Below are 16,261 nucleotides of genomic sequence, written 5' to 3'. Positions count from 1 at the left end.
ACCGTAATGGCCCGTCGCGGGGGGCGTCAGCGAATACAGAAAGGCCCCACTCCCGTCAGGACGGGTGCACCCTCGATATCCCACCCGGGGTGCGAGGGACGTCCGGCCCCGCGGCAGGGACCTTCGGCACCTACGGGAACCGCGTGGACCGAGCGACAGTGGCAGCAGGAGCGGCGCCGATCCCCCGCGGTGCCGCTCCCGTTCACGCGGGCATCCGTGAGGAAGGGCTCGCCGGCCGAGGCCGAACAGCCCTGGCGCACGGGGTTGCCGCGCGGTTCGAATGTCCGGGCCGGGGCCCGAGCGTGGCCTGCGGGAGACAGAGGACTTGTGAGTGACCCGACCCCACGGAACCTTGCCATGACCGGTGACGACGACCTGACGAACGGCCCGGAGACGTACAGGAGTGTCCAGTTGGACACCGACGTGTCGCTGCGGCTGCTTGCCGGCGTGTCCTTGGGACGGATCGTCTTCACCCGGCACGCGCTGCCGACCGTCCGCCCGGTCAACCACGTCCTGGTCGACGGCGACATCGTCATCCGCACCCACGGTGACGCCGCGCTCGCTCGGTACACGCGGCAGACCGGGGGCGAGGGGGCCGTCGTCGCCTACGAGGCCGACGACATCGACCCCGACACCCATCTCGGCTGGAGCGTGGTCGTCACGGGCTATGCCCAGCTGGTGACCGACCCGGTGGAACTGGCCCGCTACCGGGCGCTGTTGCGCCCCTGGGGATCGCAGAAGATGGACCACGCCGTCCGCATCCACCCCGATCTGGTCACCGGAGTCCGCCTCACCGACCGCGATCCGCCCCCGTTCGCCTGAACCGCGTCAGCCGTGCGGCACGACGGCCACGGGACAGTGCGCGCGGCGCAGCAGTGTGCGGGTGAGCGGGCCCGGGCGCGCGCCTGACGCGCTCGTACGGCGGTGGGCGCCGATGACGACCACGGCGGCCTCCCCGGTCGCCGCCAGCAGGGCGTCCGCGGGAGCGGTGCGGACCGTATGGGTCTCGACCACGACATCGGGGTGCCGCTCGCGCAGGCGAGTGAGCACGTGGCCCGGTACCGCCTCCCCCGCCCGGCCCCCGCTGCGTACCAGCACGCGGGAAGGCGGTTCGGGGGCGACATACCGGTGGCTCCAGGAGTGCAGGACGCGAAGCCGCGCACCGCGCCGCTCGGCCTCCTGGAAGGCGTACGCCGCAGCGGCGGTGCCGTCCGCCAGGCCGAGCACCACGTCCCGTCCGTCGTCGCACGGGGGGTCCCCGCGTACGACCAGGAGCGGGCCCCGGGCGAGCGCGGCCAGCCGTGGACTCACCGAGCCGAGCGCCGCGCCCATCACGGAGCCCAGGCCCCGTGTCCCCACGACGGTCACCACCGCGTCCGCGCTCGCGCACGCCAACGCGTGCACCGCACCGCCTTGCACCGCGACGGTCACCACCCGCAGACCCGGCTGCCGCTGCCGTACCCGCGAGGCGGCGGAGCGCAGCACCGGCGCGGCCTCGTCGCGGTCGGCGACCGCGTACACCACGCGCAGCACGACACCGCGCCGTACGGCCTCCACCGCCGCCCAGTCCAACGCCCGTACGGAGACCAGTGAGCCGTCCACTCCGACGACTACGTGCTGGGATGTCATAGCCGTAACTCCCCCTTCTGTCGGTGAACGGTGAACTTGGTGATCGGACGTCAGGGAGCGAAGGGAACGCCGTACAGGCTGCGGCCGTCGGCCAGTCCGCGCCCGGTGACCAGCTCCGGTTCGATACGTACGAAGACCTCGTGCGGCGCCGACGCCCAGGAGCGCGGTCCGGCCCGCAGGAGCCTCGCGTGCTCGGCGGGGTCGGTCACCACAGTGGCTTCGCCGGTGACGACGACGCTCCAGCCGGAGTGGGCGGCGGCGTCCACCTCGTCGGCCTCGAAGGCGACCACCGCTCCGTCGATCGCGCTCACCAGTTGCGAGAAGGCCGACGTCGTCAGCAGCACCGCGCCGTCGCCGTCCAGGCAGAAGTTGACCGGCAGCACGGCGGGCAGCGCCTGTCGCGTGTACACAATGCGCCCCGTCGGCACCTTGGCCAGCAGGCGCAGGCACTCCTGCCGGTCGAGTTCACGGAATCCGTCGTTGGCGTACATCTGCCCTCTCGTCTCTCACCTGACCGTGCGGGGCCTCAGGCCGCCGGGACGGCGACGTCGTCGTGCGACCGCCTGCCGAGCACCACCTTGAGCGCGCCGGTGTCGGCGGCCCGGGCGAAGACGTCGTACGCCTCCTCTACGGCGACGGCGTCGCCCGGGCGGACGTTCCCGTTGAGCACGCCCACTTCGTACGAGGTCGGGAAGATGTCCGCCAGCAGTACGGCGTCCTTGCTCTGCACCGCGCTGGGCAGCGCGTGCAAGGACAGGTCGGCGAACGGGACGCGGACGTACTCGGCCTGGGCGCCGTCGACGAGGTGGCCGAGGATCCAGCCGCCCCCGCCCCGGCACTGGCCGTAGGCGCTCTCACGGCAGTAGCGGCAGCGCCCGCAGGCGCTGATGCAGGAGACCAGCACGCGGTCGCCCGGCCGTACGGTCCGCACGTCGCCGCCGACCTCCACGATCTCGCCGACGGCCTCGTGGCCCAGGACCGTACCCGGGAGCACCTCGGGCACGTCGCCCTTGAGGATGTGCAGGTCCGTGCCGCGGATCGTGACGGCACCCACGGGCACGACGGCGTCGGTGGGCTCCTTGACGGCGGGGTCCGGGGCCTCCTCCCAGGCGGACTGCCCGGGGCCGTGGAAGGCGAAGCCTTTCATGATGCTCTTCACCGTCCTTTGTCCGAGTCGAGGGCCACCGTTCGCGTGCCGGGACCGCCCCACGGATCCAGCCTGTCCGGCAGCCGTCCGCTTCGCTTGGGCCGTCCGGCCCCTTCGCCTGCCGTACGGGCCCTCAACCGGCGGCTCCCAGTCCGCGCCGGTCCCTGTCGGACCCGCTCGACAGGGACCGAACAGCCCTTCCGCGGACCCGGTCGGCACCGCTTTGCTCTGCTCATGGCCGACAACCACACGAGGTCCACGCAGTACCGCGCGCAACGCGTCATCGGCGCGGCGACCGTCGTGACCCTGCAAGGCGAGATCGACATCCTGACGGCACCGCCGCTCACGGCACGCCTGGACGCACTGACCGCCGCTCCGCGCCCCGATCTGGTGCTCGACCTCCGTCCCGTGTCCTTCATAGACTGCGCCGGACTGGGCATGTTGTGCCGGGCACACAACCGTGCACAGGCCCGGCACGGCCGCCTGCGACTGGTCACCGACAGCACCCTTTTCCTGCGGATCCTCCGCTGCACCGACCTGACCGGCGTCTTCGACATCCACCCACGGTGGCCCGAGGACGCGGCCGACGCATCGGTCGCCGACCTCGCCTCCGCTTCGGTCGGCTGAGTCAGTACGATGGCCGATCCCCTGCACCGACGGCCTGCCGCAGCACACCGTCCGCCGCGCGGCGAGGGGTGGCCGGGCCCTCCGGGCCGTATCCGAGGCGCATGAGCAGTTAGGGACGGGCGGCGCTGTCGGCGCTGAGCAGTGCGGCCCGCAGCTCCCCCCACTCGACGGCGCGTCGAAGGATGTGTTCTCCATAGTGCCCTCCCCGCACAGGGGCGTCGGACGGCTCGTACTGTCCCCATGAGCATGGGCGCCCTCGGCTCGCCACCGGCAGGGGTCGAGGGACCTGCGCCGGGGTCCGGGCGAGCCCGGCGCCGCCAGGGCTGAACGGCCCTGCCCAGCAGTGCGGTTGGCCCCGAGGGGCCCCCGGCGGCGCCGCGCGGCAGCCCGTTCCCCCCTCAGCGCAGCCGGCGCAGGTACGGGTCCCGGGCGCGGCGCGGCAGCAGGCGGACCCGCGCATCCAGCACGGTGACGCCGCCCGGCGTCGCCAGGACCGGGTTGAAGTCGGCCTCGGCGAGTTGCGGCAGGTCCGCCGCCATCCGGGACAGCCCGAGGAGCAGGCGTTCCAGTTCTCCGAGGTCGGCGCAGGGGCTGCCGTTCGCGCCGAGCAGCAGCGGGGCGCACCGCGGTGACGTGATCAGCTCGTGCACATCGCGGTCGGTGAGCGGGGCCAGGCGGGCCGCGTGGTCGGCCAGTACCTCGGTGGCCGTACCGCCGAGCCCGAACAGGACGAGCGGGCCGAAGACCTCGTCCTGGACGACGCCCGCGAACAACTCGGTGCCGCGGCCGGCCAGCGGTTGCAGGACCGCGCCGGTCATCAGCCCCGCGAAGCGGGTCTCCAGGTCGCGGAACGCGGCCCGCACCTGGGAGTCGCCGCGCAGATCCAGATGGACCGCGTGCTGCTGGGACTTGTGCAGAAGGCCGGGCCAGTGGGCCTTCATGACCACCCGGCCGTCGAAGCCGTGCAGCCGGTCGGCGGCGAGGGCGGCGGCGTCCTCGGTCTCGGCCCAGGCCCACGGGATCTGCGGGATGCCGTAGCAGGCCAGCAGGTCGGCGCAGGTGCGCGGGTCGAGCCAGCCCCCGTCGGGGTGCGCGGCGAGGTAGTCCGCCACGACCGTACGGGCTCGTTCGGTCTCGATGCCGTCGAGGTCGGGGACAACGCCGGGCAGCCGGGCGAGCCAGGCGGCCCGCTCGGCGGCGTGCGCCAACGCGCGGGCCGCCGCCTGCGGTTCGGCGTAGGAGGGGATCGTGCCGCTGTCGGCGGCGGGCAGCAGCCGGACGGGCAGGTCCTGTTCCAGGCGTACGGCGAGCACGGGCCGCGCCCGGCGTCCGGGCGCCCCGGTGAGGGCGCGCACGAGGTCGTCGCCGGTGGCCTCGGCGAGCGCTGTCGGCACGAGGGACACCACGACGGCGTCGATGCCGGGGCACCGGGTGAGACGGTTGACGCACTCCGTCAGCTGTTCCTCGGACACCGCGGCGGTGGCGTCGACCGGGTTGCCGATCGCGGCGCCGTCGGGCAGCACACCGAGCAGTTCGTCCACCGTCGAGGCGGTGAACGGGGGAAGGGTCAGCCCCGCCTCCGCGCAGGCGTCGGCGGTGAGCACACCGGCTCCGCCCGCGTTGGTGACGACCGCGACGCGGGCTCCTTGCGGAAGGGGCTGGGAGTGCAACAGCGCCGCGGTTTCCAGGAGTTCGCCGACGGAACGGGTCGCGGTGATGCCGGCCTGGGTGAACAGCGCGCCACGGGTCATGGTGCGGGTCGCGGCGGCCGCCGTGTGCGAGGCGGCCGCCTTGCGGCCCGCCTCCGTACGGCCAGCGTCGACGGTCAGCACCGGGATGCGGCGTGTCACCCGCCGGGCGGTGCGGGAGAAGGCGCGCGGGTTGCCGAAGGACTCCAGGTGCAGCAGGGCGAGGTCGGTACGGCCGTCGCTCTCCCACCACTGGAGCATGTCGTTGCCGCTGACGTCGTACTTGTCGCCGAGGGACGCGAAGGACGAGACGCCGATGCCCAGCCGGGACAGGCCGTCGAGCAGCGCGATGCCGACCCCGCCGGACTGCACCGCGACACCGGCCGTCCCTGGGCGCGGGTGCCCGGCGGCGAAGGTCGCGTCGAGGCTCAGTCCCGGTTCGGTGTTCGAGATGCCCAGGCAGTTGGGTCCCACCAGCCGCATGCCGTACGTGCGGCATGCGCTCAGCAGGGACCGGGCCTGGGTGTGGTCGAGCCCGGCGGTGACGGCGACGAGCGCGCGCACCCCGGCCTTGCCGCACTCCTCGGCAACCGCCGGGACCATGGCGGCCGGTACGGCCACGATCACGAGATCCGGGGTCGTGGGCAGGCCAGCGACGGACGGGTAAGAGGGCACCCCGAGCACCGAGCTGGCGCTGGGGTTCACCGCGAACAGGCGTCGGGTGAAGCCGCCCGTGTGCAGGTGGTGGAGGATCGCCCGGCCCACCGAGCCGGGCTTGCGGCCGGCGCCGACGACGGCGACCACGGACGGTCGCAGCAGCGGCAGCAGGCTGGCCACGTCGGCGGACCGGCCCCGGGCCTCGACGGCCGACAGGTAGGTGTCGTCCTGGTCGAGGTGGGCGGTCCACCGCACCTCGGGGCCCTCGAAGCGGCGGGAGGTGCGCAGTCCGAGGTCGGCGAAGAGGCGGAGCACCTCGTGGTTCTCACTGAGCGCGTCGGCCGTGAAGGTGGTGATGCCCTCCGCCCGCGCCGCCGAGACCAGGTGTTCGACGAGCAGGGTGCCCACGCCCCGGTGGTGCAGGCCGTCGGCGACGGCGATGGAGATCTCCGCGCCGTCCTCGCCCCCGCCGGTGTCGTACTCGGCGAGGCCGATCACCCGGCCGTCCGCCTCGGCCAGCAGGGCCCGGTAGCCCGGGCGGACCGGGGCACAGGCCCGGTCGGCGGCCATCGCCGCCGAACTCCGGCTCGCCGCGAAGAACCGCAGACGCAGGTTCTCCGGGGACATCTCCTCGTAGAACCCTTGCAACTGGGCGTGGTCGCCCGGCAGGACGGAACGGATGCACACGGTGGTGCCGTCCGCGAGCAGCGCGTGGACCGGGGGGCGGTCCAGCAGATCGTCCGTCATCACAGGTCGCCTCCATGGTTGTCGATACGTCGATCGTCCATCGGGGCGAGGAACGCTCCCATGGGCCGCGCGGAGGCCGAACGGGGCCGGTCGGCCCTCCTGGCACGGCCGACCGGGTCAGGGCCGGCCGAACGCGCAGGAAGGGCGGTCAGGCGTCCCAGCTCCACTCCGCGATCTCCGGCAGGTCCGTGCCGTGCTCGCGGATCCAGGCGTGGTGGTGGGTGCGGGCGTCGGCCATCCGCTGGCGTACGGCGGCGGCGCGCACGGCAAGGCCGGGGACGCGGTCGATGACGTCCATGACCAGGCGGTAGCGGTCCAGGTCGTTGCGTACGACCATGTCGAAGGGCGTGGTCGTGGTACCGGACTCCTTGTAGCCGCGTACGTGCAGGTTCTTGTGGCCGGTACGCCGGTAGGCGAGGCGGTGGATCAGCCACGGGTAGCCGTGGTAGGCGAAGACCACCGGCTTGTCCCGGGTGAAGAGGCCGTCGTACTCGAAGTCGCTCATCCCGTGCGGGTGTTCCTCGCGCGGCAGGAGCCGGGTCATGTCGACGACGTTGACCACCCGCACGGCGAGGTCGGGGAGGTTTCGGCGCAGCAGCTGCGCGGCGGCCAGCACCTCCTGGGTGGGCACGTCGCCGGCGCAGGCCAGGACGACGTCCGGTTCGCCGCCGTTCTCCGTGCCCGCCCACTCCCAGATCCCGGCTCCACGGGCGCAGTGGGCGCGGGCGTCGTCGATGGACAGCCAGTCGAAGCAGGGCTGCTTGCCCGCCACGACGACGTTGACGTAGTCGCGGCTGCGCAGGACGTGGTCGGCCACCGACAGCAGCGTGTTGGCGTCCGGCGGCAGATAGACCCGTACGACCTCGGGGCTCTTGTTGAGTACGTGGTCGACGAAGCCGGGGTCCTGGTGGGAGAAGCCGTTGTGGTCCTGGCGCCAGACGTGCGAGGTCAGCAGGTAGTTCAGAGAGGCGATCGGGGCGCGCCACGGCAACTCGCGCGATGTCCTGAGCCACTTGATGTGCTGGGCCACCATCGAGTCGACGATGTGCACGAACGCCTCGTAGCAGGAGAACAGGCCGTGCCGGCCGGTCAGCAGATACCCCTCCAGCCAGCCCTGGCAGGTGTGTTCCGACAGGATCTCCAGCACCCGGCCGTGCTGTTCGAGGTGTTCGTCGACCGGCAGGTGCTGGGCCTGCCAGGCCTTGCCGCTGACGCCGAAGACGGCCTGGAGCCGGTTGGAGGCGGTCTCGTCGGGCCCGACCAGCCGGAAGTCCCGGCGTCCGCCGGTGTCCTTCATCACCTGGGCGAGCAGGTCGCCGAGGACGCGGGTGGGCTCGTGCAGGGTCGTGCCCGGCTTGTCGACGGGCACGGCGAAGTCGTCGAGCGAGGCGATCGGCAGGTCCCGGACGAGGAGTCCGCCGTTGGCGTGCGGGGTGGCGCCGAGCCGCTGGGCACCGGCGGGGACACAGGCGAGCACGTCGGCGAGGGGCCGTCCGTCCGGTCCGAAGAGCTCCTCGGGCCGGTACGAGCGCAGCCAGCTCTCCAACTGCCGCAGATGGTCCGGGTCTTCGCGTACGTTGGCGAGCGGGACCTGGTGGGTGCGCCAGGTTCCCTCTACGGGTTCGCCGTCGACCTCGGCGGGACCGGTCCAGCCCTTGGGCGTACGCAACACGATCATCGGCCAGTGCACGCGCTCGGTGACACCGTCCTCACGGGCGGTCCGCTGCATCAGCGCGATGCTGTCCAGCGCGTCGTCCAGGGCGCGGGCCATCGCCCGGTGCACCTGGACCGGGTCGTCGCCGCTGACATGGATCGGCTCGTGCCCGTATCCCCGCAGCAGCGCGTCGAGTTCGGCCTCCGGAATACGGGAGAGCACGGTCGGATTGGCGATCTTGTAGCCGTTGAGGTGCAGGATCGGCAGCACCGCGCCGTCGTGCACGGGGTCGAGGAACTTGTTGGAGTGCCAGGCGGCGGCCAGCGGTCCGGTCTCGGCCTCGCCGTCGCCGATCACACAGGCGACCAGCAGGCCGGGGTTGTCGAACGCGGCCCCGTACGCGTGGGAGAGCGAGTAGCCGAGTTCACCGCCCTCGTGGATCGAGCCGGGCGTCTCGGGTGCCACATGGCTGGGCACGCCGCCGGGGAAGGAGAACTGCCGGAACAGCCGGGCCATGCCCTCGCCGTCGCGCGGCACGTCCGGATAGGTCTCGCTGTAGCTGCCCTCCAGCCAGGAGTTGGCCAGCACGGCCGGCCCGCCGTGGCCCGGCCCCCACACGCACAGCGCGTCGAGCCCGCGCGCCGTGATCACCCGGTTGAGGTGGGTGTACACGAGGTTCAGGCCGGGCGAGGTGCCCCAGTGGCCCAGCAGCCGGGGTTTGATGTGCTCGGGCTTCAGGGGGTCGGTGAGCAGCGGGTTGGCCATCAGATAGATCTGGCCCGCCGCAAGGTAGTTGGCGGCGCGCCAGTGCGCGTCCAGGGTGCGCAGTTCGTCGTCGGAAAGTACGGTGGCGTCCTGGTGTTCGACCTTGGACATGGGTGGGACTCCAGAAGTCGTCGGTAGGTCATCGGGCGGTGGAGGCGGCATGGCCGGCAAGAACACGGCGGCGCTGCCGCGCAAGGCGTACGAGCGGGAACTGCTGCGCCTGCAGACGGAGTTGGTGAAGCTGCAGGAGTGGGTGCGGGCGACCGGTGCCCGCCTTGTGGTGGTCTTCGAGGGGCGGGACGCGGCCGGCAAGGGCGGCACGATCAAGCGGGTGGCCGAGCACCTCAACCCGCGTGTGGCACGGATCGTGGCGCTGCCCAAGCCGACCGAGCGCGAGCGCACCCAGTGGTACTTCCAGCGGTATGTCGAGCATCTGCCGGCCGCCGGGGAGATCGTGCTGTTCGACCGGTCCTGGTACAACCGGGCCGGGGTCGAACACGTCATGGGCTTCTGCACGCAGGAGGAGTACCAGCGCTTCCTGCGGCAGTGCCCGATCTTCGAGCGGATGCTGGTCGAGGACGGGATCCTGCTGCGCAAGTACTGGTTCTCGGTGAGCGACACCGAGCAGCAGGACCGTTTCCGGCGCCGGCTGGAGGATCCGCTGCGGCGCTGGAAGCTCTCCCACATGGACCTGGAGTCGATCACCCGCTGGGAGACCTACTCCCGGGCCAAGGACGACATGCTGGTCCACACCGACATCCGCGAGGCGCCCTGGTACGTCGTGGAGAGCGACGACAAGCGGCGGGCGCGCCTGAACACCATCGCCCACCTGCTGGCCTCCGTCCCGTACGAGGAGGCCGCGCCGCAGGTGCTGCGGCTGCCGCAGCGGCCGCCGTCGACCGGCTACGAGCGCCCGCCGCGCAATCTGCAGCACTACGTCCCCGACCACACGGCGCACCTCTGAACAGTCGGCCACCGCCCTCACAGCCGCTCGGGTACGACGGCGACCGGGCAGGCGGCGTGGTGCAGCACTCCGTGGGCGACGCTCCCCAGCTGGAGTCCGATCTGTTGCGGGGCGCGCCGGGCGCCGACCACCAGCAGGTCGGCCTCGTGCGAGGCGGCCAGGAGCACCCTGCGGGCCGGGCCCTCCACCGTGCGCCGGTGCAGGTCCACGTCCGTCGGCGCGTCCTTGAGCGCCTGTTCCAGGACGTCGGCGGCCTGCTCTTCGTGCAGCCGTGCGGGTCCGCCGGAGAACAGGGGGTGGGCGATGCTCTCGTGGGCCGGCCGCCGCCAGGCCCGTACGACGTCCAGGGTCGCGTCGCGGAGCCTCGCCTCCTGGACGGCGAAGCGCAGCGCGGCGGAATCCGTCTTCTTCTCGCCGATGCCCACGACCACGCGACCGTGCCTGCGGTCGTCGTGGCTGCCGCGCACCACGATCACCGGGCAGTCCGCGTGGGCGGCCACGGTCAGGCTGACCGACCCGAGCAGCATCTCGGCGATGCCGCCGCGACCGCGGGTGCCGAGCACCAGCGCGGTGGCGTAGCGGCCCTCGCGGACGAGCGCGTACTCGGGTTCCTCGGCCACCACGTCGGCGGAGGTGCTGACGCCGGCCTGGCGCAGGCGGGCCCGCTGTGCGGCGGTCCGCACGATGTCCTCGGCCATGACCTGCTCGGAATGCTTTCCCAGATCCTCCGCGAGCGCGGCGCTCTCGTACCACTCCCAGAGGGAGGCGTACACCAGCCGGAGCGGCACCCGGCGCAGGGCTGCCTCGTCGGCCGCCCAGTCGACGGCCCGCAGACTGGGCTCGGAGCCGTCCACTCCGACGACGAGGGGGTGCTCGCCCTCTGCGCGTACGACCTCTTCCTTCATGGGGCTCGCCTCCTCGGGGACGGGTCAGCCGTGGGGGACCACGGCGACGGGGGCGGTGGAGTGGTGCAGTACGGCGTGCGTGACGTGGCCGATGTGGGCGCCGAACGGGTCGCGACGGACACGTCGGCCGACGACCACGAGGGAGGCCGGCCGCGAGGCGTCGAGCAGGACCTCCGCCGCGCTGCCGTAGCGGGACTCCTCGACGACCTCGACGTCCGGGAACTTCTGTCGCCAGGGGCGCAGCACGTCGGCCAGGGCCGCCGAGTGGCTCAGGGCGAGTGCTTCGTACAGGGGCGGACTCGCCGGCATCCCGTACGCGTAGTACGGCGGCGGGAACCAGCCGTGCACGACGTGCAGGGACGTGGCGCGGCGTCCGGCCGCGTCGAAGGCGAACTCGATCAGCGTGTCGTCGGCGTGGTCGGTGTCCAGGCCGAGGACGACGGGCCGGAAGGGCGCCGCGGCGCTGGGAACTCCCGCCGGGTCCATCTCGTGCTCGTCGGCGGCCTGCTCCCCCGCCCTGACCAGCACCACGGGCCGCCCGGCACGGGCCACGGCGCTCAGGCCTACGGAGCCGACCACGAAGCCGCCGATTCCTCCCAGGCCGCGTGAGCCGAGGACGAGGAGTTCAGCGGAGTTCGCCGCTTCGGCGAGCACCTCGCCGGGGCGGCCGGACAGCTGCTCACTGCTCACCTCGACGCCGGGGTGACGCAGCCGGAGTCCGTCGGCGGCTTCGCCCGGGATCTGTTCGGTCCAGTGCTGCTCGGTCTCGGCTCCCAGCAGAGGCGCCTGCGCCAGGGGGTCCGGTGCCGGCTCCCGCACATGGACGATCTTCAGCGGCAGGCCGCGCAGCTTCGCCTCGCGGGCCGCCCACTCCGCGGCGGCCCGGCTCTCCGGCGAACCGTCGAGGCCTACGGTGACGGTGGCCAGCATGATCGCTACCTCCTGGAGCTCGGGGGTTCCGCTTCCAGCGTCGTCGGCGGGGCGATCCCCGGGCAGGGACCACTGGTCCCGAATCGGGGCCGACCGGCCTCGGCGGTCAGTAGGCCGGAACGCCGTAGTCCCTGAAGCGTTCGCGGACGTCCTCGGTGAGGGCGGGGTCGGGAACCGGGTGGTCGCGGAGCGGGAAGGCTGTGGGTCTTGCGGTAGGTCCCGAAGACCTTGGTGACGTACGGGTCGGGCTCGTAGCCGTACGCCTTGAGTCCGTTCTCCACCATGCGCAGACCGCCCGTCGGCATGATCGCGCGCTTCAGCGGGGCGTCGGTCTGCAGGCCGACGATCAGTTCGCGGTCGTCGCGGGGTGGGCCGGACAGCGCACCCGGGTGTACCGTCCGGCCTCGGTCCGAGGGCCGGACGGCCTGTCCCGGCCCCCGCCCGCGCTCGTCAACCGGTCGTGAGATCCGGGCGGATCAGCGTGCCCGACCTGACGTGCACGATCTCGTACGTGGCGTCCAGCGCCCCGATCGCGGCGAGCCCTCCGGTCCGCTCCACGAACCGGGCGGCGGCCTCGGCCTTGGGCCCCATGGAGCCGTCGGGGTAGCCATCGCGGCGCCGCTCGGCGGGGCTGGCGTCGAGGAGCGGCTGTTGAGCGTGGGGTCCCGTAGTCCGCGTACACACACGGGACGTCGGTGAGGACGAGCAGGAAGTCGGCCTTCACGTCCTCGGCGAGCAGGGCGGCGGTGAGGTCCTTGTCGACGACCGCCTCGATGCCCGTCAGGGCGCCGGTGCCGGGGTCGGCGGTCACGGGGACGCCCCCGCCACCCGCACAGATCACCAACGCCCCGCTGTTCAGCAACTCGTGGACGGTGTCGCACTCCAGGATCCGCTCCGGCACCGGGGAGGGGACGACGCGGCGCCAGCCGGTGGTGTCCCGCGCGATGTGCCAGCCACGTTCGCGGGCGAGGGAGTTGGCGATGTCGCGCGGGTAGGCCTGGCCGACGAACTTGGTGGGCCGTACGATTGCCGGGTCGTCGGCCCTGACGAGGGTGTGGGTGACCAGGGTCGCGATGCGGCGGCCGGGCAGGGCATTGTGCAGCGTGCAGGCCAGCAGGGGGCCGATGACGCCCTGGGTCTGGGCACCGAGCAGATGTGATGATGCTGCCGATCACCAGCGCGGAGGCGGCGGGGCAGACCGAGCGCCGCCTTGGGCGCCGCTCGGTCGCCACGCGTCGCGGTTCTGGACATGGCTGTGCTCCTTGTACACGCCAAGGGGGATGTGCAGATCCGCGAACGATGCTTCTGCGCCATGCCGGATCAGGGCTACCGGCCGTACGGGCCCGCGGAGGTCCCCGAAGGTCCCGGTCCGACCGTCGGGCCGGCGACCGGCGCCACGACCATCCGTTCCGGATCAGCCTGGGCGAGTTGGGCCTGTCGGCCCTAGTGCATTCGGTCCCGACGCGTGATGATCGGCGTCAAGGGCAGCCCGCAGTCTGTCCGCCGCCGGGGAACGAGGGGTCGCCATGTCGGAGCCACGTACTTTCACCGAGCAGAACCCGATCCGGGTGTTTCTGCTGGACGACCACGAGGTCGTCCGCCGTGGCCTGGCCGACCTGCTCGACGCCGAGCCGGACATCACGGTGGTCGGCGACGCCGGCACCGTCGACCACGCGCTCGCGCGCGGCCCGGCGCTGCGCCCCGATGTCGCCGTCCTGGACGTACGGCTGCCGGACGGCAACGGCATCGCGGTCTGCCGGGAGCTGCGCAGCCAGATGCCGGAGCTGGCGTGTCTGATGCTGACCTCGTTCGACGACGAGGAGGCCCTGCTCGACGCGATCATGGCGGGCGCGGCCGGATACGTCCTCAAACAGATCAAGGGATCCGACCTGGTCTCGGCGGTACGCACGGTGGCCTCGGGCCAGTCGATGCTGGACCCCGCCACCACGGCCCGGCTGATGCGCTCACTGCGAGCGGACCCCGCGCAGAGCCCCGCCGTACCGTCCGAGCTCGCGAGCCTGTCACCGCGTGAGAGGGACATCCTCGCGCTGATCGGCGACGGGCTGACCAACCGCGAAATCGGCAAGAAGCTCTATCTGTCGGAGAAGACCGTCAAGAACCACATCTCCCGGCTGCTGGCCAAGCTGGGCGTGCAGCGCCGGGTCCAGGCCGCGGTCCTCGCCTCCCAGCTGGAACAGTCCGAGACGGGCGAACGCCCGACGGCGTGACGGCGGCGTCCGCCGGGCGACGCGGCCACGATGAGAGCCTGTCTGCCGGGCGTCGGGGCGCAGGCGGGGGTTCAAAGACAGGCTCTCAGGGCCGGACGGTCCCGTTTCACCTGCGTCGCCTTCTACGCGGGCCGCTACCTCCAACGCCGCGGGCTGCCACGAGCCGGACTGCGGGTCCGTACCGAGTTCACCATGGCCGCGGACCGTCCGGCCCGCGTCGCGTCCGTACGCCTGGTCATCGTCGCGCCGCCCGGGCGTCCGCACAGCGCCTGGCGGCCATGCTCGCGGTCGCCTCGCACTGCACCGTCCACAACACGCAGCACGAACCTCCTGCGATCGACATCGAAGTCGGCACTTGAGCACATCGAGGTGACGGCGATGCACCCGTACGGCCACGACCCTGGTGGATGGGGCTGGTTCGCCATGTCAGGCGGGATGATCCTCTTCTGGGCGGCACTGGTCACCCTCGGCGTACTGCTGTTCCGGGCCCTGTCCCGATCGGCCGGCACCGGGGCGACGACAAGCAGCCCACCGTCCCGGCCCGCCCCTGAGCAGGTCCTCGCCGAACGGTTCGCCCGGGGCGAGATCGACGAGGACGAGTACCGGCGCCGCCTGGCCGTCCTGTGCGCCGACGGCGGCCCCCGGCTCGAAAAGGGCTGATCAGGCGCGGTTCGGCCCCAGCGGTGCCGAGCTGTGGGCGAGGGGCCGATCGGCGCCCGCAAGGGCCCACCGGCCCCTGTCCCGCCGACCCACCCCGGACCACCGTGGAACGAGAGGCCGTCCAGGGTTGGAGGATGCCATGACGAAGCACCACCGAGTGCGGCATCGTGGTGGGCGTCGACGGGTCCGAGGCGTCGACGGCCGCACAGCACTGGGCCGCCCAGCAGGCACGTGCGCTGCACGCGGAGGTGGTCGCCGTGCCCGCCTGGGAACCGGTCGGACCCCTCCACGCCCCCTACGCGCCCGCCTCGGCGCGCCCCACGGCCGCCGAACAGCGCTTCCAGGCCGCCCAGTTGCTCATCTCGACACTACGAGCGGTCTTCGGCCCACAGACGGACGGAGCCGTACGCGCCGCCCTGGCAGAGGGACCGCCCGTGCGGAGCACCCGGTGGGCCGATGAGCGGCGGCGTTGCGGGAGGTGCTGGGCGATGTCCGGCGGGTGTTCCGCACGCTTCGCGTGGAGTGGTGCGCCGGTGGGACTGCCGGAGTCGATTTCGGATACCAATAGCTCTCCCCATGTCGGATGCGGACGAGATGGCGTGCGTTGACTCAGCATCCTCGAACTTCGTCCGTAATGTCTCTTCTGTCAGCAAATCCTGTAGCGATCGAGGGAGAGACACCATGTCGGCCGAAGCCTTCGCCACGCGTCATCTCGTGGACCCGGAGCTGCTGCCGCAGCTTGACGCCATGCCGCCCTTCGAGGTGACGGCCGAGAACCTGCAGGCGGCGCGGGAGAACCTATGGGAGATGGAAGCCGCCACGCCTGCGGACGTAACGATCGAGACCCGGCAGGTGCCCGGCTTCGAGGATGACCCGAAGGTTTCCGTCATCCTCACCCGCCCCAGCGGCCGGGCCGACAGCCCGCGGCCCGCCGTCCTGATGATCCACTCGGGCGGGTACGTGATGGGCAACGCCCGCCAGTGCCAGGCGCTGGCCAACGCGTTCGCCGACGAGCTCGGCTGCGTCGTGGCCTCGGTCGACTACCGGCTCGCCCCCGAGACCCCGCACCCCGGCCCGCTCCACGACTGCTACGCCGCGCTGACCTGGCTGCACGACAACGCCGACGAGCTGAACGTCGACCCCGACCTGATCACCGTCTACGGCGAGAGCGCGGGCGGCGGACTCGCCGCGACACTGGCACAGTTCACCCGCGACCAGGGACAGGTGCCGCTCCGGCTGCAGGTGCTGATGTACGGAATGCTCGATGACCGCACCGCGACGCGCACCGACCTCAACCCCCACACCGGGCAGTACATCTGGACCCCGGCCAGCAACACCTTCGGCTGGGAGAGCCTGCTCGGCCACAAGCCCGGCGGCAGGACCGCGCCCGAGTACGCCGTCGCGGCCCGCGCGAAGGACCTGACCGGCCTTCCGCCGACGTTCATCGCCGTAGGCGCCCTGGACCTGCTGCTCGACGAGGCCCTCGAATACGCCGACCAGCTGCTGCGCGCCGCCGTCCCCACCGAGCTGCACGTCTACCCCGGAGCGCCGCACGGCATCGGTGTCGCGCCCGGCCGCCTGGCCGCCAGCGTGGACCAGGAGCTGAAGGCCGCGCTGAAGCAGGCGTTCGCCCCCTCGCAGTGACCCGACCGAACGCGGC

At 72.4% G+C, this 16,261-nt stretch carries 13 protein-coding genes and 3 pseudogenes; 7 read left to right on the top strand and 9 right to left on the bottom strand.

Translation table 11 applies throughout. The features are described 5' to 3' along the window. The first annotated feature begins 357 nt into the window (after positions 1–357). Positions 358–822 (top strand): pyridoxamine 5'-phosphate oxidase family protein, encoded by a 465-nt coding sequence (locus BG418_RS03590; protein ID WP_188272150.1) that lies wholly within the window; start codon positions 358–360, stop codon positions 820–822. Between the two features lie 6 nt (positions 823–828). Here the strand turns inward: BG418_RS03590 and BG418_RS03585 are convergent, their stop codons facing one another. From BG418_RS03585 to BG418_RS03575, 3 genes and pseudogenes are all read right to left on the bottom strand, one after another. Next, a complete protein-coding gene (locus BG418_RS03585) occupies positions 829–1,629 on the bottom strand; it encodes a universal stress protein (RefSeq protein ID WP_188272149.1) in 801 nt (266 codons plus the stop codon). Positions 1,630–1,679: 50 nt separating this feature from the next. Beyond that, the gene (locus BG418_RS03580; protein ID WP_188272148.1) at positions 1,680–2,120 is read right to left on the bottom strand and encodes a pyridoxamine 5'-phosphate oxidase family protein; all 441 of its coding nucleotides are present in this window, start codon (positions 2,118–2,120) and stop codon (positions 1,680–1,682) included. A gap of 89 nt (positions 2,121–2,209) precedes the next feature. Next, positions 2,210–2,776: pseudogene (locus tag BG418_RS03575) on the bottom strand (alcohol dehydrogenase catalytic domain-containing protein); the annotation flags it as partial. Positions 2,777–3,010: 234 nt separating this feature from the next. On the opposite strand from BG418_RS03575, the gene BG418_RS03570 reads away from it, so the two are divergent. Continuing rightward, entirely contained in the window at positions 3,011–3,403 is a 393-nt protein-coding gene (locus BG418_RS03570; RefSeq protein ID WP_188272147.1) for an STAS domain-containing protein, read from the top strand. A 398-nt stretch (positions 3,404–3,801) separates the two neighbouring features. Here BG418_RS03570 and BG418_RS03565 read toward each other — a convergent pair whose 3' ends face one another. Further along, on the bottom strand, positions 3,802–6,495 hold the full coding sequence (locus tag BG418_RS03565; protein ID WP_188272146.1) for a bifunctional GNAT family N-acetyltransferase/acetate--CoA ligase family protein: 2,694 nt from the start codon (positions 6,493–6,495) through the stop codon (positions 3,802–3,804). Between the two features lie 148 nt (positions 6,496–6,643). Continuing rightward, positions 6,644–9,025 carry a phosphoketolase gene (locus tag BG418_RS03560; protein ID WP_188272145.1) on the bottom strand — a complete coding sequence of 794 codons (2,382 nt, stop codon included), beginning with the start codon at positions 9,023–9,025 and terminating at the stop codon, positions 6,644–6,646. Positions 9,026–9,074: 49 nt separating this feature from the next. Between BG418_RS03560 and ppk2 the strand changes: the two genes are divergently transcribed. After that, positions 9,075–9,878, top strand: coding sequence for a polyphosphate kinase 2 (ppk2, locus tag BG418_RS03555; RefSeq protein ID WP_188272144.1), 804 nt, complete (start codon positions 9,075–9,077; stop codon positions 9,876–9,878). A gap of 17 nt (positions 9,879–9,895) precedes the next feature. Here ppk2 and BG418_RS03550 read toward each other — a convergent pair whose 3' ends face one another. The 4 genes and pseudogenes from BG418_RS03550 to BG418_RS03535 form a co-directional block, all read right to left on the bottom strand. Next, a complete protein-coding gene (locus BG418_RS03550) occupies positions 9,896–10,783 on the bottom strand; it encodes a universal stress protein (RefSeq protein WP_188272143.1) in 888 nt (295 codons plus the stop codon). 24 nt (positions 10,784–10,807) lie between these two features. After that, a complete protein-coding gene (locus tag BG418_RS03545; protein WP_188272142.1) occupies positions 10,808–11,713 on the bottom strand; it encodes a universal stress protein in 906 nt (301 codons plus the stop codon). A 197-nt stretch (positions 11,714–11,910) separates the two neighbouring features. Then, positions 11,911–12,072 (bottom strand): annotated as a pseudogene (locus tag BG418_RS03540) (pyruvate formate lyase family protein); the annotation flags it as partial. A 91-nt stretch (positions 12,073–12,163) separates the two neighbouring features. After that, positions 12,164–12,866, bottom strand: a pseudogene (locus BG418_RS03535) (carbamate kinase); the annotation flags it as partial. 373 nt (positions 12,867–13,239) lie between these two features. Between BG418_RS03535 and BG418_RS03530 the strand changes: the two are divergent. From BG418_RS03530 to BG418_RS03515, 4 genes are all read left to right on the top strand, one after another. Beyond that, positions 13,240–13,941 carry a response regulator transcription factor gene (locus BG418_RS03530; RefSeq protein WP_188272141.1) on the top strand — a complete coding sequence of 234 codons (702 nt, stop codon included), beginning with the start codon at positions 13,240–13,242 and terminating at the stop codon, positions 13,939–13,941. A 378-nt stretch (positions 13,942–14,319) separates the two neighbouring features. Further along, on the top strand, positions 14,320–14,601 hold the full coding sequence (locus BG418_RS03525; RefSeq protein WP_188272140.1) for an SHOCT domain-containing protein: 282 nt from the start codon (positions 14,320–14,322) through the stop codon (positions 14,599–14,601). Positions 14,602–14,768: 167 nt separating this feature from the next. After that, positions 14,769–15,209 (top strand): universal stress protein, encoded by a 441-nt coding sequence (locus BG418_RS41070; RefSeq protein WP_188272139.1) that lies wholly within the window; start codon positions 14,769–14,771, stop codon positions 15,207–15,209. Between the two features lie 73 nt (positions 15,210–15,282). Next, on the top strand, positions 15,283–16,245 hold the full coding sequence (locus BG418_RS03515; RefSeq protein WP_188272138.1) for an alpha/beta hydrolase: 963 nt from the start codon (positions 15,283–15,285) through the stop codon (positions 16,243–16,245). Positions 16,246–16,261: the final 16 nt, after the last annotated feature.

Source organism: Streptomyces sp. CBMA152, assembly GCF_014596475.1.
Classification (GTDB): Bacteria; Actinomycetota; Actinomycetes; order Streptomycetales; family Streptomycetaceae; genus Streptomyces.
Note: the sequence above shows the minus strand (reverse complement) of the source record. Positions and strands in the feature narration are given on the sequence as shown.